This window comes from Streptomyces sp. NPDC043867, assembly GCF_056435845.1.
On the sequence record NZ_JBWKDS010000004.1, the window covers coordinates 289,076 to 303,937 of the forward strand.

Consider the following 14,862-nt stretch of genomic DNA (forward strand, 5'->3'; position numbering starts at 1 on the left):
GCCGGGCGGCCCGCACGGAGAGCGCGACCCGAAAGCGCCGCTGTACGCACGGCCTGAAATTCCGGGGACCGTACCGGCGCACCCGCGGACCCGATGGCGCCCGGGCGAAGGCTGTCGCTTCCCCGTCCGGTCGCCTGGACGCGCAGCCCGCACAGTGGCCAGGCAGGGCCGCAACCAGTGGCGTCTGGTCGTCCCGTCGCCGGCCGGAGCGCCCCTTTTTGCGGGCCCCGGCCGCGTATTGGTGAGCCCGCACGATCGCGGAGTGAACCGACACGGCACGGGGCAGGTCCTCGTCCGCGTCGGCCTAGGCGAGAAGGGCGGGGAAGACCAACGCCCAGGTGTCCTCGACGGCCCACATCCGCAACCGGTTGTAGACACTTCGCCAGTTCCCGCACTTCTCCGGCAGGTAAACCCACTGCGTGCCGGTCTGGAACTTGAACACGATCGCGTCGATCACCTCACGTTGGTCCCGCCATCTGCCACCCCGCTTCGGCGTCCGGTCCGGGAGCAACGGCTCAATCCGCGCCCCCACTGCCCGTCAGTCAACGGCACACCCGGACCAACCACCGACCGATTCAATCGGAACTGCTTAGCTCTGAGCCCGGACCCGCACGAGCGGGGAGTGCAGCGGGACCTCGACGCGCTCCCAGCCGACCTCGACCCGGCAGGCAGCCCCGGGGTCGTGCGGGCCAGTTCGGCCGCGGTGTTGGTGCCGAAGTAGCCGTTCAGCCGCTGCTCGGGGAAAGCGGCCTCCGCCGCGAAGCGGCGCACCACCGCCCGCCCGCTGGCAACGCGGGGCAGGCTGAGACAACTGGTGAGAAGGAGCGGATCGCGCATCTCGACTCACGGGCCCAGGGCCTTCCTGAGAGCATCCACGCCCTGTTCCACGTCTGCACCGCTCCGGTGGGGCTGCGTTCCTCATCGCCTGGCTCTCGAATAGAGATTCGTCACGAGGCTCGACACGTCGACGGGATCCATTGCCTGGCTCCAAGTGGGGTGATCACATAAGTTGACTGCGATCGGCTGATGCCGTCGGCACCCGACCAGTGCCGGATGACGGACGGCCGATTTCCACGGAGGGGAAGACAACTTGAAGAAGAACGCTGTTCGCCGCGCTGCCCGGGCAGGCGCCATAGCCGTGCTCTCTGCCGCAGTTGTGGCCGGTACGGCTGTCGGTGCGCTGGCGGACGACGGTTTGCAGACGACGGGCACGACCACGGGGCCGCAGATCGTCAGCGCGTCCGAATACGCCAGGGAAGGAGGGGCGGATCCTCAGTCGATGACGCCCGTCGGGGAACTTGCCCCCGCCCAAGGGGCCAGCGTCCAGAAGTTCACGGACCTACTGATCAAGACGACCGGGCTGGACCTCTTCCAGGCGCCTGGCGTAGAGGAATACGAACAGGTCGGCCAGACGCTCACGTTCGCCCTCGGGGATGGGAACTACGAGCGTCCGCTCAACATCACCCGTCTGACCGTCCACGCGGACGTTCCGTCATCAGTCCTATCAACCGAGGGTGACCAGACGAGCACGACGACACTCCCCAGCGGAAGCCAACTGCTGACCGCAGTAGGCACATCGGGCACCAGGGTGAGCACCTTGTCCAAGGACGGCCGGCTCACCTTGTGGGAAGCTCCCACCACAGCCGCGCAGAACGCCTACGCCAAAGATCTCCTCGTGCACTGGGCCATGACGGTTGATGAACAGGCGATCACACCCTCGTCCTCGCCCTCTCCTGTCCGCACCGTGGCCCAAGCCAAGCCCCACTGCCAGCTCACGCAGAGCCCGAAGCCGTACACCCATGGAGGCAGCAAGAAGATCCAGGCTGACGCCGCGATGCTCTGTGACCAGAAGGGGAAGGGGAACTTTGCCGCTGCCCTGCGCCAGTACCAGGGGCTTGGAATCTGGAAGACCCTGGACTCCAGGGGATACGTCAACGAGCAGGGCAAGACGTTCCCGGTCATCTTGCACTTCGAGTGCTCCAGGCTCACCACTAGCGGTTGGAAATACCGCAACAACATAGGCAACGCCACGCTGCGCAACGGCAACGGCTACTGGGGAGACCACAACGTCTTTGCCGGGACAGCCACCATTCACTGCGCGTAACGTGCCTTCGCTCGTCGATATGCGCCTTCAGCTGCCGTGCCGGCGCCTGCCGAAAGTCGCTCCCGGGCCTGTTCGGGCGGCGTACGGTCCGAAGCAGCGGTGCTACGCGTAGCGACTGTCCAAACGGATGTGCCGGTCAGATACCAATCCAGCGAATGGGAAACGGGTGGACAACGGAGGGCGACGCCCTGATTCGGCGGACATCGCGATGGCCGGATGCGGATGGCTCCTGATCGTGGCCGTCATCGCCATGCCCGGACTCATCCTGAACGACGGACCACTGACGGTGTACCTGGTTGTTGTCGGCGGGGTGATCGGGTTCCTTTGGGCGCGCAGGAGACTGCTCCGCTGACGGGATCCACCGACAGCGAAACGCCGCGGCTGCCACCCCCCGACCGGGCCCGCCCCGGGGAGGCCGGATGCTCCGGTCTGCCCGGGGCGGCCGCCTCTGTCCCTGCGCCTCTCGGGCCGCCTTCCGGCGGAGGTTGCGAGAATCTCGCCGGACGGGGGGCCGGTTCAGGCGCTCAGAGACGGCGGAGCGCGGTCAGGACTTCGGCTTCCTGGGCCCGGTCCGGCCGACCTGGGTCCGTACGGCGCCCATGCTCGCGGCGACGACCAGCGCGATGGCCAGGCCCTCGAAGAGGGAGAGCGCCTGGTCCAGGACGAGGAACCCGGCGGTGGCCGCGATGGCGGGTTCGAGGCTCATCATGATCGCGAAGGTGGACGCGGGCAGGCGGCGCAGCGCGAGCAGTTCGAGGGTGTACGGCAGGACGGAGGACAGGACGGCGACGGCCGCGCCCAGGGCGACCGTGGTCGGCACCAGGAGCCTGGAGCCGGACTCGGCGATGCCCAGCGGCAGGAACAGCACCGCCGCGACCACCATGGCGAGGGCCAGCCCGTCGGCCTGCGGGAAGCGGCGCCCGGTGCGCGCGCTGAAGACGATGTACGCGGCCCACATGACGCCCGCGCCGAGCGCGAAGGCGGCCCCCGCCGGGTCCAGGGTGCTGAAGCCTCCGCCGCCGAGGAGGAACACGCCGGCCAGGGCGAGCCCGGCCCACAGCAGGTTCACGGCGCGGCGGGAGGCGAAGACGGAGAGGGCGAGCGGGCCGAGCACCTCGAGGGTGACGGCGGGGCCGAGCGGGATGCGGGCCACCGACTGGTAGAAGAGCCCGTTCATCGCGGCCATGGCGGCGCCGAAGACGACGACGGTCCCCCAGTCGGCGCGCGAGTGGCCCCGCAGCCTGGGCCGGCACACGGCGCACAGCACGACCGCGGCGACGACGAGCCGCAGGGTCACGACACCGAGGGCTCCCGCGCGCGGCATCAGGCTCACCGCGAGGGCGCCGCCGAACTGCACGGAGATCCCGCCGGCGAGGACCAGCCCCACCGGCCCGAGGGCGCCCCGGCCCCGGCTGCCGTCCTCGGTCGCGGTGCCGGCCGCCGCCGCGAGGGACGGCTCGCTCGCCGTCGCGGCCGCGGCGACCACGGGGGGCCGGTCGGCACTGGGGAGAGTCACGGGGGCCGTCCAAGGGGGTCGCGTGGAGTCGTTTGAGGTGCGTCCATCTCACTGTACTTCCAAGTCCAGAGTAATGGACTCGGTCAGGATGGTGGACCACTTTCGCAGCTTACGACGCGCCGGTGGCGAGTCACCTCCGGACGGCCTGGGGCGACCGCCTCAGCGGCCCGCCCGCCCCGCGTCCAGTGCCTCCGCCAGGACCTCGGCCAGATGCCGTCCCGCGCGCCCCGCCAGCTGGTCCAGCTGCGTGCGGCAGGAGAAGCCGTCCGCGAGGACCACCGCGTCCTCGGGTGCCGAGCGCACCGCGGGCAGCAGCTGTTCCTCCGCGCAGGCCGCCGAGACCTCGTAGTGGCCCTTCTCGAAGCCGAAGTTGCCGGCCAGGCCGCAGCAGCCGCCCGCGAGGGACCCGGTCAGACCGGCCGCCTCGCGCAGCCGCCGCTCCGCCGCGTCACCGAGGACGGCGTGCTGGTGGCAGTGGGTCTGGCCCACCGCCGGGCGGTCGACGCGGGGCGGGGTCCAGTGCGGCGCGTGGCGTTCCAGCGCCTGGGCGAACGTGACCACCGCCGCCGCCAGCCGCGGTGCGCGCGGGTCGTCGTGGAGGAGTTCCGGCAGGTCGGTACGCAGGGCGGCGGCGCAGCCCGGTTCCAGGACGACCACGGGCAGCCCGCTGTCCAGGACCGGTTCCATCAGGTCCAGGGTGCGGCGCAGCACCGCGCGGGCCCGGTCCAGCTGGCCGGTGGAGACGTACGTCAGGCCGCAGCAGACGCGCCCCCGGCGCAGCCCCGCGAGGGTGCCGGGGCCCAGCGGCCCGCGTGTCACGCCGTCCCCGACCGGCGCCGGCTTCAGCCGTGCCCGGGGCGGCGTCAGGACCGTCAGACCGGCCGCCTCCAGGACCCGTACGGCAGCGCGGCCCACGGACGGGGACAGGTGCTCGGTGAAGGTGTCCGGCCACAGGACGACGGTGTCGTGCCCGGCGCCGGCGAAGGGCCCCGGCCCGCCGTGCCGCAGGTCCCGCAGTGAGCGCCGCACCCGCCGCGACCACCACCGGCCGAACGGTTCGACGGCCACCCGCGGGATCGGCCGCTCGGGCGCGATGCCGCCGAGCCGCCGGGCGAGAGCGGCCAACGGCCGTACGGAGGTGAGGGCGTTGACCAGGCGGGCCGAACGGGTCCGCGCGACGAGGTCCAGCCAGCGGGGCAGCCACCCCATCGCGTAGTGCGCCGCCGGGCGCCGGCGCCCCGCGTAGTGGTGGTGGAGGAACTCCGCCTTGTACGTGGCCATGTCCACCCCGACCGGGCAGTCCGTGCGGCAGCCCTTGCAGGACAGGCACAGGTCCAGCGCGTCCCTGACCTCCGCCGAGCGCCAGCCGTCCGTCACGACCTCGCCGGCCAGCATCTCGTGCAGCAGCCGCGCCCGCCCCCGCGTGGAGTGCTCCTCCTCGCCCGTCACCCGGTACGACGGGCACATCACCCCGGGACCGGGCTCCGCCGTGCGGCACTTGGCGATCCCGACGCAGCGCCGCACGGCCGCCGCGAAGTCGCCGCCGTCCGCCGGGTATCCGAACACCACGTCCACCGGTTCGCGCGGCAGCGGCGCGAAGCGCAGGTTCCCGTCCAGCGGACGGGGCCGCACCAGCATGCCGGGATTGAGCGAACCGTCCGGGTCCCAGACCGCCTTCACCCGCTCGAAGAGCGCGACCATCCCGCTCCCGTACATCTTCGGGAGCAGCTCCGCCCGCGCCTGACCGTCCCCGTGCTCGCCCGACAGCGAGCCGCCGTGGGAGACGACCAGTTCCGCCAGTTCCTCGGAGAAGCGCCGGAAGCGGCCCACCCCGGCGGTCGTGATCAGGTCGAAGTCGATGCGCACATGGATACAGCCGTCGCCGAAGTGGCCGTACGGCGTGCCCCGCAGGCCGTGGGCCGTCAGCAGGCCCCGGAAGTCCCGCAGGTACGCGCCGAGCCGGGCGGGCGGCACCGCGCAGTCCTCCCAGCCCGGCCAGGCCTCGCCGCCGCCCGCCGCCTCCGGCATCCGGGTCGCCGTACCGCTCGCGTCCTCGCGGATGCGCCACAGGGCGCGCTGCCCGGCCGGGTCGGTGACCACGAGGGCGTCCAGGACGTCGGCGGCCCGCACGATCGCGTCGGCACGCGCGCGTGCCTCACCCGGGTCCGCGCCACCCGTCTCGACGAACAGCCAGGCTCCGCCCCCGGGCAGGCCCGCCTCGGAGCGGACCAGGTCCGCGGCCATGCCCTCCACCGTCAGCGGCCCGTACGGCAGCAGGCCCGCGGCCGCCTCGGCCGCCGCGCTCTCGTCCGGGTACGCCAGGACGGCCAGGGCACGCGCGCGGGGGGCCTCCACCAGGCCGACGACCGCCTCCGTCAGCACGGCCAGCGTGCCCTCGGAGCCGCAGAGCGAGCGGGCGACGTCCGCGCCGCGCTCGGGGAGCAGCGCGTCCAGCGCGTAACCGGAGATGCGGCGCGGGAGGTCCGGGAAGCCCGTGCGCAGCCGCGCCGACTCGCCCTCCACCAGCGGTCGCAGGCCGCCGGGGGCGCCTGCCCAGCCCCGGCCGGGCCGCAGCGCCTCGCCGCGTGCCGTGAGCACCGACAGGCCGCGCACGTTGTCGGCCGTCGTCCCCCAGGCCACGGAGTGCGAGCCGCACGCGTTGTTGCCGATCATGCCGCCGAGCGTGCACCGGCTGTGGGTCGAGGGGTCCGGGCCGAACCGCAGGCCGTGCGGGGCCGCCGCCTCCTGGAGCCGGTCGAGGACGAGCCCGGGCTGGACCACCGCCGTGCGGGCCTCGGGGTCCAGGGACAGGAGCCGGTTCATGTGGCGGGTGAAGTCCAGGACGACGCCGGTGCCGGTGGCCTGCCCGGCGATCGACGTGCCCCCGCCGCGCGGTACGACCGGCACGCCGTGCGCGCGGCAGACCGACAGCACCGCGGCCACGTCGTCGGCGTCCCGCGGGGAGACGACGCCCAGCGGGACGCGCCGGTAGTTCGAGGCGTCCATCGTGTGCAGCGCGCGGGCCGTCGCGTCGAAGGCGACCTCGCCGCGTACGGCCGCGCCCAGCGCGGCCCGCAGCTCTCCCGGGTCCGCGGGGATCCGCCCGCCCCGCTCCCCGGGACTCTTCGCGCCCCGGCCGCCGAGACCGTCCGTGCCGCCGTGCCGCCCGAGTTCCGTCATGAGCCCAGGATGCCCCCGGGCACCGACGGCGACCGTCCGCCGCGCGTTCCGTGCCCGCCTGCCGCCCGCTCCGGGCCCGCCTGCCCCGCATTCCGTGCCCGTCCGCCGTGCGCCCCGGGACTGCCGGCCGTCCGCTGCGGGCCCGTCGGCCGCCCGCTCCGGGACTGCCCGCCGTGCGCTCCTCGCCTGCTGCTCACGCCGTCCGTCACCGGCCGGCCGCGCGCTCACCATCCGTCCACCGCGCGTCCCGATGCCCGTCGGCCACGCGCCTCGATGCCCGTCGACCGAGGGTCCCGTGCCCGTCCGCTGCTGCCCTCACGCCCGCCCGCGCGTGCCATGGTTCCGGCAAAATGCGGCCGGATTCTGAGACCGGGAACGGAACCTTCCCAATTCGATCACGAACTCTCATATAGTGACCGGCTGTTGGGCATCAGGTGTCGCTTCCCGCGCAGAAACATGACTCTCGCCCAGAACACGACCGAGGCCCCGACCGAGGACACGATTCATGACCGCGCCCCTCCCTCCAGGCGAACGGCCCACCTTCCGTACGGTCGCGCCCCTTCCGCTGTTCACCGCCGTCCTGGCCGCCCTCGTGGTCGCCGGCTCGGTCGCGCTGGCCCCGGACTCCGTGCGCACGCCCCTCGCCTGGGGCGCCGGCGCGGGTGCCGTACTGCTGTGCGCCGCCGTCGCCGTGGCCACCCGCGCCGCGCAGACGTCCAGGACGCTGCGCCGCCGGCTCGACGCCACGACGGCCGACACCGGCCGGCTCCTGCACGAACGGGCCCGGCTGGCCGAGGAGTTCGCGCAGGAGCGCGGGCGCCTCGCGGGCGAGCTGGCGCAGGAGCGCGCCCGGCTCGCCGAGGACGCGGCACGGGAACGGGTGCGCCTCACCGAGGAGTTCGCGCAGGAGCGGGCACGGCTCGGCGAGGAGTCCGCCCGGGAGCGGCAGCGGCTCACCGAGGACCGGGCCCGGCTCGCCGGGGAGAACGCCCGCCTGGCCGAGCGCACCCGCCAGGCCGAGAACGCCCGGGACGCCGCCCTCTCCGCCACCGCCAACGCGGCCGGCCGGATGCAGGCCCTGGCCACCGGCATGCTCGCCGACCTCCGCGCGATGGAGGAGCGGCACTCCGACGAGGAGGTCCTCACCGACCTCCTGCACCTCGACCACCGCACCGCGCAGGCCGGCCGTCTCGCCGACTCCGTCGCGGTCCTCGCGGGCGCCCGCTCCGGGCGCCGCTGGGCCCGCCCGATCGTCATGGAGTCGATCCTGCGCGGCGCGATGGGCCGCATCAGCGGCTACCAGCGCGTGCGGGTGCACTCCGCCAGCGAGGTCGCCGTCTCCGGACACGCGGCCGAGGGCGTGATGCACGCGCTCGCCGAACTCCTCGACAACGCCGCCAACTTCTCGCCGCCGACCGCCGAGGTGCACGTCTACGTCGAAGAGGTGCCGGCGGGCGTCATCGTCTCCGTCGAGGACAGCGGCCTGGTGATGGGTGACGTCCAGCTGCGCCGCGCCGAGAGTGCCGTGTCCGGCGAGGTCACCGGCCTCGGCGGACTCACCGGCACCCGGCTCGGACTCGCGGTGGTGGGCCGGCTGGCCCGCAAGCACGGCCTCAAGGTGTCCTTCCGGCCGTCCGCGCGCGGCGGCACCGGCGTCCTGGTGCTCATCCCCCAGGACCTCCTGGCGCCGCCCGCCGCCCCGCAGCCGGCCGTGCCCGCGCCCGCCGCGGCCACCCGGCCCGCGCTGAGGAAAGCCCCCGCCGAGCCGGCCCCGGCCTCCCCGGCGGCCCCCGCCGGTCACGGCTCCGCCGAGCCGTCGCCGACGCGGCCCCCGGTGTCGTACGCCGCCGCCCGCGCCGCCGCCGACCTGGACCCGGACCCGCTCCCGACCCACGAGTCGCCCGCCCGCGCCGGACACGCCCCCGGCCCGAGCGCCACCGGCGGTCTGCCCAAGCGGCGCCGGGGCCGCACCCTCGCGGCGGCCGAGCGCCGCGCCCACGGCACCGGCGCCCACGCCAGGACGGAGCGCGAGGCACCCTCCGCCGACGACACCAGGGCCCGCGTCGCCCGCTTCGGCAGCTTCCGCCAGGCCGTACGCGGTGCGGCGGCAGCCCAGGACGCCGAGCGGGACGGCGGACGCGAGGCGCACACCGCCCAGGACGGCGGCACGCCCGCCGCCGAGGACACCGGCCCCGCACGCGGCGCCCACGCCGCCCAGGACGCCGAGCAGAACGGCGGACGCGAGGCGCACGCCGCCCAGGACGCAGCTCGGGACGGCGGCACCCCCGCCCCCGAGAACGCCGGGCCCGCCCACGGCGCGCACGCCGCTCTCCCGCCGGAGACCGCGCACGCCGCCCCGGCGGCGCTCCGGGACACCGACCGCCCCACCGCCACCTCCCCAGAACCGGCCGACGCCCCCGCCGGCCCCTCGCACGCGCACTCCCCCTCGCACCCGGAAGGCGACACCACCCCATGACCGGCACCACCACCGCCGACGAGAAGCTCACCTGGCTCATCGAGGGCCTGCTGGAGCGCACCCCGGGAGCCCGGCACGCACTCGTGCTCTCCCGCGACGGCCTGAAGCTGTGCCGTACGCCGGAACTCTCCGTCGACCAGGCCGACCAGCTCGCCGCGATCGCCGCGGGCATCCAGTCGCTGTCCCACGGGGCGTCCGTCGAGTTCGGCGACGGCAGCGGCGGCGTGCGCTCGGCGATGGCCGAGTTCTACGGCGGCGTCCTGTTCATCGTGGAGGCCGGCGAGGGCGCGCACCTCGCCGTGGTCACCGGCGAGGACGCCGACGCCGGTCTGGTCGGGCACAACATGAGCGAACTCGTGGAGCAACTCGGCGAACACCTGAGCGCGCAGCCGCGTACGTCATGAGCCGACCCGGCAGGGACGATGCCCCCGACCGGCTCTACACCCTCACCGGAGGGCGCACCCGGTCCGGGCCCGACACCCCGTTCGACCTGGTGACGCTGGTGGTCGCCGAGTGCGATCCGGTCACGGGCATGCAGTCCGAGCACGCCGCGATCCTGCGGCTGGCCGAACGGCCCACCGCGGTCGTGGAGGTCGCCGCCGAGCTGCGGCTGCCGGTGAGCATCACCCGGATCCTGCTCTCCGACCTCCTGGCCGCGGGCCGCATCAGCGCCCGCCACCCGCAGAAGGACGCTCTTCCCGATCCCGACATCCTGGAGCAGGTGCTCGTTGGACTCCGTAACCTCTGACGCGCGGACCCCGCTGGGGGCCACCGCCGACAACGGCCTGAAGATCGTGGTCGTGGGCGGCTTCGGCGTCGGCAAGACGACCCTGGTCCGCTCGGTCAGCGAGATACGTCCCCTCAACACCGAGGAGACGATGACCCAGGCCGGCGAGGCCGTCGACGACATCAGCGAGGTGCGCGGCAAGTCCGCGACCACCGTCGCCTTCGACTTCGGCCGCATCACCCTCGACGCGCGCAACGTGCTGTACCTCTTCGGCGCGCCGGGACAGGAGCGCTTCTGGTTCCTGTGGGACCGGCTGTTCGCGGGCACGCTCGGCGCGGTCGTCCTCGTCGACACCCGCCGCATCGACGACTCCTGGTACGCCATCGACCGCCTGGAGCACCACGGCACGCCGTTCATCGTGGCCTGCAACGACTTCGGCGGCCCCACGCACACCCCCGCCCAGATCCGCGAGGCCCTCGACCTCGACCCGCACGTCCCGCTGCTCGACTGCGACGCACGGTCCCGCGCGTCCAGCAAGCAGGTGCTGATCACCCTCGTCGAGCACCTCCAGACCCTGTACGCGGCCCGGCCGGCCGAGGGCGGCGGCACCGTCCCCGCCGCCAGGACCGCCGGTGACGACGCCATTCAATCCCCGGAGTTGGCCCTGTGACCTCCGCCCCCGTGCCCCTGAGCGGGCCCAGGTTCCAGACCGAACCCGCAGCGATGTACCGGGAGCTGCGGCGCGAACACGGCGCCGTGACCCCGGTGGTCCTCGACGGCGACATCCCGGCGTGGCTGGTCCTCGGCTACCGCGAGCTGCACCAGGTGACCGGCGACCCCGTGCTGTTCAGCCGGGACTCCGAGCTGTGGAACCAGTGGGACCGCATCCCCGACGACTGGCCGCTGCTGCCGATGATCGGCCGCAAGCAGCCCTCGATCCTCTACACGGTCGGCGAACGCCACCGCGAACGCGCCGCGATGATCAGCAACGCGCTCGAGGGCGTCGACCCCTTCGAACTGCGCGCCCACGCCGAGAAGTTCGCCGACGAGCTGATCGACGCGGTCTGCGCCAAGGGCGAGACGGACATCGTCGGGGACTACGCGGCGCTGCTGCCGGTCCGCGTACTGGCCCGGCTGTACGGCTTCTCCGACGAGGAGGGGCCGGGCCTGGTCACCGCACTCAACGACATGATCAACGGACGCGAGGGCGCGCTGGAGGGCCAGCGGCACCTCGCGTCCTCCATGGCCCGGCTGCTCGCCGACCGGAAGGCCGAGCCCGCGCACGACGTGGTCTCCCGCATGCTCGCGGACCCCTCCGGGTTCACGGACGAGGAGATCGTGCAGGACCTGATGGTCATGATGGCCGCGGGCCACCAGCCGACCGCGGACTGGATCGGGAACTCGCTGCGCCTGATGCTCACGGACGCGCGCTTCGCGGCCTCGCTGTTCGGCGGCCGCAACAGCGTCGCCGAGGCCATGAACGAGGTCCTGTGGGAGGACACCCCCACCCAGAACGTGGCGGGCCGCTGGGCCTCCCGCGACACCCAGCTCGGCGGCCGCCGCGTCCGCGCCGGGGACCTGCTGCTGCTCGGCCTCCAGGGCGCCAACTCCGACCCGCAGGTCCGCACCGACGGGTCCGCCCTGACCGGCGGCAACAACGCCCACTTCTCCTTCGGCCACGGCGAGCACCGCTGCCCGTTCCCGGCCCAGGAGGTCGCCGAGGTCATCGCGCGGACCGGGATCGAGGTCGTCCTGGACCGGCTGCCGGACATCGACCTCGCCGTCCCCGCGGACGCCCTCTCCCGCCGCCCGTCGCCCTGGCTGCGCGGGCTCAGCGAGCTCCCTGTGCGGTTCACCCCGACCCCGGCCCTTGGAGGCACGCCCGCATGACCACCCAGACGAGTCCGGCCGACGCCGAGACCACGCGTATCGCCCTGGACCCCTTCGTCACCGACCTCGACGGCGAGAGCGCCCGGCTGCGCGAGGCGGGACCGCTGGCCGCCGTGGAGCTGCCCGGCGGCGTCCCGGTGTGGGCGGTCACCCGCCACGCCGAGGCCCGCGCGCTGCTCACCGACCCCCGTCTGGTGAAGGACATCAACGTCTGGGGCGCCTGGCAGCGCGGCGAGATAGCCCCCGACTGGCCGCTGATCGGGCTCGCCAACCCGGGCCGCTCCATGCTCACCGTGGACGGCGCCGACCACCGGCGGATGCGCACGCTCGTCGCGCAGGCCCTCACGCCCCGCCGCGTGGAGCGGATGCGCGGGCGGATCGCCGAGCTGACGGAGGGGCTCCTCGACGGGCTGTCCCGCTCCGCCGGCGACGTCGTCGACCTGAAGGCCGCGTTCGCCTACCCGCTGCCGATGTACGTCGTCGCCGACCTCATGGGCATCGACGAGGCGAAGCTGCCCCGGCTGAAGGTGCTGTTCGAGAAGTTCTTCTCCACCCAGACCCCGCCCGCTGAGGTCATCGCCACGCTCACCGAGCTGGCCGGGATCATGGCGGAGACCGTCGCGGCGAAGCGGGAGGCGCCGGGCGACGACCTCACCAGCGCGCTGATCCTCGCCTCGGAGGACGGGGACCACCTCACCGACGAGGAGATCGTCTCCACCCTCCAGCTGATGGTCGCCGCGGGCCACGAGACGACGATCTCCCTGATCGTCAACGCGGTGGTGAACCTGTCCACCCATCCGGAGCAGCGCGCGCTCGTCCTGTCGGGTGCGGCCGACTGGTCCGCGGTCGTCGAGGAGACCCTGCGGTACGCGACGCCGACCTCGCACGTCCTGATCCGCTTCGCGACCGAGGACGTCCCCGTCGGGGACCGGGTCATCCCGGCGGGTGACGCGCTCATCGTGTCGTACGGGGCGATCGGGCGCGACGAGCAGGCGCACGGGCCCACGGCGGGCGACTTCGACATCACCCGCACGTCCCCGAACCGGCACATCTCGTTCGGCCACGGGCCGCACGTGTGCCCCGGTGCCGCGCTGTCCCGCCTGGAGGCGGGCGTCGCCCTGCCCGCCCTCTACGAGCGCTTCCCCGACCTCGACCTCGCGGTCCCCGCCGACTCCCTGCGCAACAAGCCGGTGGTCACCCAGAACGACCTCTTCGAACTGCCGGTACGCCTGAGGACCGATTCCGGCCGGTCCGGCGTCTGAGACGAGCGCGCGGCGCGACGCGGGGGCGCGGCCCCGGGAACGGGACGGGCAGGGGGCGAGGGGGCGGGAACCCCGTAGGGCCGCCCCGCTCGTCTCACCCGACGGACGACGTTTCACCCACGTTTGCGGAAACGGCTAGGCTCCGGCCGTGGCTGAGATCCAGATTCCCTCCGACATCAAGCCCGCTGACGGACGTTTCGGCGCGGGTCCCTCCAAGGTGCGGACAGAGGCGCTGGACGCCCTGGCCGCCACCGGCACCTCCCTGCTGGGCACCTCCCACCGCCAGGCTCCGGTCAAGAACCTGGTCGGCAAGGTCCGCGAGGGCGTGAGCGAGCTGTTCTCGCTGCCCGAGGGCTACGAGGTCGTCCTCGGCAACGGCGGCTCCACCGCGTTCTGGGACGTCGCGACCCACGGCCTGATCGAGAACAAGTCGCAGCACCTGAGCTTCGGCGAGTTCTCGTCGAAGTTCGCGAAGGCGTCGAAGCTCGCCCCCTGGCTGGCCGAGCCCACCGTGATCACCAGCGACCCGGGCACGCACCCCGAGCCGGCCGCCGAGGCGGGCGTGGACGTGTACGCGTTCACCCACAACGAGACCTCCACCGGTGTCGCCGCCCCGGTCAAGCGGGTCGCGGGCGCCGACGCGGGCTCCCTGGTGCTCGTGGACGCGACGAGCGGCGCCGGCGGCCTGCCCGTCGACATCGCCGAGACCGACGTCTACTACTTCGCCCCGCAGAAGTCCTTCGCCTCCGACGGCGGCCTGTGGATCGGCGTCTTCTCCCCCGCCGCGATCGAGCGCGCCGAGCGCGTCCACGCGAGCGGGCGTCACGTGCCGGAGTTCTTCTCGCTGCCGACGGCGATCGACAACTCCCGCAAGAACCAGACGTACAACACCCCGGCGCTGGCCACCCTCTTCCTGCTCAACGAGCAGCTGGAGTGGATCAACGGCCAGGGCGGCCTGGACTGGTCCACGGCCCGTACGAAGGACTCCTCGTCCCGCCTGTACAGCTGGGCGGAGGAGTCGAAGCACGCGACCCCGTTCGTCACCGACCCGGCCAAGCGCTCCCAGGTCATCGGCACGATCGACTTCTCGGACGATATCGACGCCGCCGCCGTCGCCAAGGTGCTGCGCGCCAACGGCATCGTGGACACCGAGCCCTACCGCAAGCTCGGCCGCAACCAGCTCCGCGTCGCCATGTTCCCGGCGATCGACCCGGCGGACGTCGAGGCGCTGACGAAGTGCATCGACTACGTGATCGAGAAGCTGTAGCCCCACGCAGTACGACGACGAAGGGCGCCCGGCGGGAGAACCGCGGGGCGCCCTTCGTCGCGTCGTGCGTCAGAACTGCCGGAGGAACGCCTGCCATCCCTCACGGGAAACGGTGAGGAGGGGGCCGTCCTGCTGCTTGCTGTCACGGACGGCTCGGCCGTGGTCGGCGGTGACGGCCACCTCTACGCAGTTGTTCTCCTGCCCGGAGTACGACGACTTCCAGAAGGGACCTACCACCTCGACCGGCATCAGACTTCCTAGCTGCTTCTGAGTACGTCCCGGATGAGCTGTGCGCTCCCATCCGGTGCCAACGCTGCCGATCGTAGTGCGTCGAACAAACTGGCGTAAGCAGTCAAGTCCTGGGGAGTCTCTAGGACCGAAGTGCCCAGCAAATTGTCCAGCGTGACCGCTTCGACCGACGTCTCCGAGTCGAAGGTGAA

Annotated in this window: 14 protein-coding genes; 9 read left to right on the plus strand and 5 right to left on the minus strand. The window is 73.2% G+C overall.

Annotated features, from left to right (window positions below):
- Positions 1 to 304 precede the first annotated feature (304 nt).
- Positions 305 to 532, minus strand: coding sequence for a transposase (locus tag AC069T_RS06345; protein WP_478781617.1), 228 nt, complete (start codon positions 530 to 532; stop codon positions 305 to 307).
- A gap of 558 nt (positions 533 to 1,090) precedes the next feature.
- On the opposite strand from AC069T_RS06345, the gene AC069T_RS06350 reads away from it, so the two are divergent.
- Together AC069T_RS06350 and AC069T_RS06355 are read left to right on the plus strand one after the other, a co-directional pair.
- Positions 1,091 to 2,104 (plus strand): hypothetical protein, encoded by a 1,014-nt coding sequence (locus tag AC069T_RS06350; RefSeq protein WP_478781618.1) that lies wholly within the window; start codon positions 1,091 to 1,093, stop codon positions 2,102 to 2,104.
- A 208-nt stretch (positions 2,105 to 2,312) separates the two neighbouring features.
- Positions 2,313 to 2,456 (plus strand): hypothetical protein, encoded by a 144-nt coding sequence (locus AC069T_RS06355; protein WP_478781619.1) that lies wholly within the window; start codon positions 2,313 to 2,315, stop codon positions 2,454 to 2,456.
- Positions 2,457 to 2,648: 192 nt separating this feature from the next.
- On the opposite strand, the gene AC069T_RS06360 is transcribed toward AC069T_RS06355, so the two are convergent.
- Together AC069T_RS06360 and AC069T_RS06365 are read right to left on the minus strand one after the other, a co-directional pair.
- Positions 2,649 to 3,620 carry an EamA family transporter gene (locus AC069T_RS06360; protein WP_478781620.1) on the minus strand — a complete coding sequence of 324 codons (972 nt, stop codon included), beginning with the start codon at positions 3,618 to 3,620 and terminating at the stop codon, positions 2,649 to 2,651.
- Positions 3,621 to 3,779: 159 nt separating this feature from the next.
- Positions 3,780 to 6,800 carry an FAD-binding and (Fe-S)-binding domain-containing protein gene (locus AC069T_RS06365; RefSeq protein ID WP_478781621.1) on the minus strand — a complete coding sequence of 1,007 codons (3,021 nt, stop codon included), beginning with the start codon at positions 6,798 to 6,800 and terminating at the stop codon, positions 3,780 to 3,782.
- A gap of 505 nt (positions 6,801 to 7,305) precedes the next feature.
- On the opposite strand from AC069T_RS06365, the gene AC069T_RS06370 reads away from it, so the two are divergent.
- The 7 genes from AC069T_RS06370 to serC all read left to right on the plus strand — a co-directional run bounded on the left by AC069T_RS06370 (position 7,306) and on the right by serC (position 14,422).
- Entirely contained in the window at positions 7,306 to 9,276 is a 1,971-nt protein-coding gene (locus tag AC069T_RS06370) for a sensor histidine kinase (protein ID WP_478781622.1), read from the plus strand.
- A complete protein-coding gene (locus AC069T_RS06375) occupies positions 9,273 to 9,680 on the plus strand; it encodes a roadblock/LC7 domain-containing protein (protein WP_121402281.1) in 408 nt (135 codons plus the stop codon). The genes AC069T_RS06370 and AC069T_RS06375 overlap by 4 nt, the downstream gene beginning before the upstream one ends.
- The gene (locus tag AC069T_RS06380; RefSeq protein ID WP_358853959.1) at positions 9,677 to 10,024 is read left to right on the plus strand and encodes a DUF742 domain-containing protein; all 348 of its coding nucleotides are present in this window, start codon (positions 9,677 to 9,679) and stop codon (positions 10,022 to 10,024) included. The genes AC069T_RS06375 and AC069T_RS06380 overlap by 4 nt, the downstream gene beginning before the upstream one ends.
- A gap of 13 nt (positions 10,025 to 10,037) precedes the next feature.
- Entirely contained in the window at positions 10,038 to 10,673 is a 636-nt protein-coding gene (locus AC069T_RS06385) for a GTP-binding protein (protein ID WP_478781657.1), read from the plus strand.
- A 53-nt stretch (positions 10,674 to 10,726) separates the two neighbouring features.
- The gene (locus tag AC069T_RS06390; RefSeq protein WP_358853981.1) at positions 10,727 to 11,893 is read left to right on the plus strand and encodes a cytochrome P450; all 1,167 of its coding nucleotides are present in this window, start codon (positions 10,727 to 10,729) and stop codon (positions 11,891 to 11,893) included.
- Positions 11,890 to 13,155 (plus strand): cytochrome P450 family protein, encoded by a 1,266-nt coding sequence (locus AC069T_RS06395; RefSeq protein WP_478781623.1) that lies wholly within the window; start codon positions 11,890 to 11,892, stop codon positions 13,153 to 13,155. The genes AC069T_RS06390 and AC069T_RS06395 overlap by 4 nt, the downstream gene beginning before the upstream one ends.
- A 148-nt stretch (positions 13,156 to 13,303) precedes the next feature.
- A complete protein-coding gene (gene serC / locus AC069T_RS06400; protein WP_478781624.1) occupies positions 13,304 to 14,422 on the plus strand; it encodes a phosphoserine transaminase in 1,119 nt (372 codons plus the stop codon).
- A gap of 69 nt (positions 14,423 to 14,491) precedes the next feature.
- Here the strand turns inward: serC and AC069T_RS06405 are convergent, their stop codons facing one another.
- Together AC069T_RS06405 and AC069T_RS06410 are read right to left on the minus strand one after the other, a co-directional pair.
- Positions 14,492 to 14,671, minus strand: coding sequence for a DUF397 domain-containing protein (locus tag AC069T_RS06405; RefSeq protein ID WP_478781625.1), 180 nt, complete (start codon positions 14,669 to 14,671; stop codon positions 14,492 to 14,494).
- A gap of 8 nt (positions 14,672 to 14,679) precedes the next feature.
- The coding region (locus tag AC069T_RS06410; protein WP_478781626.1) for a Scr1 family TA system antitoxin-like transcriptional regulator at positions 14,680 to 14,862 on the minus strand (183 nt) is incomplete at its 5' end.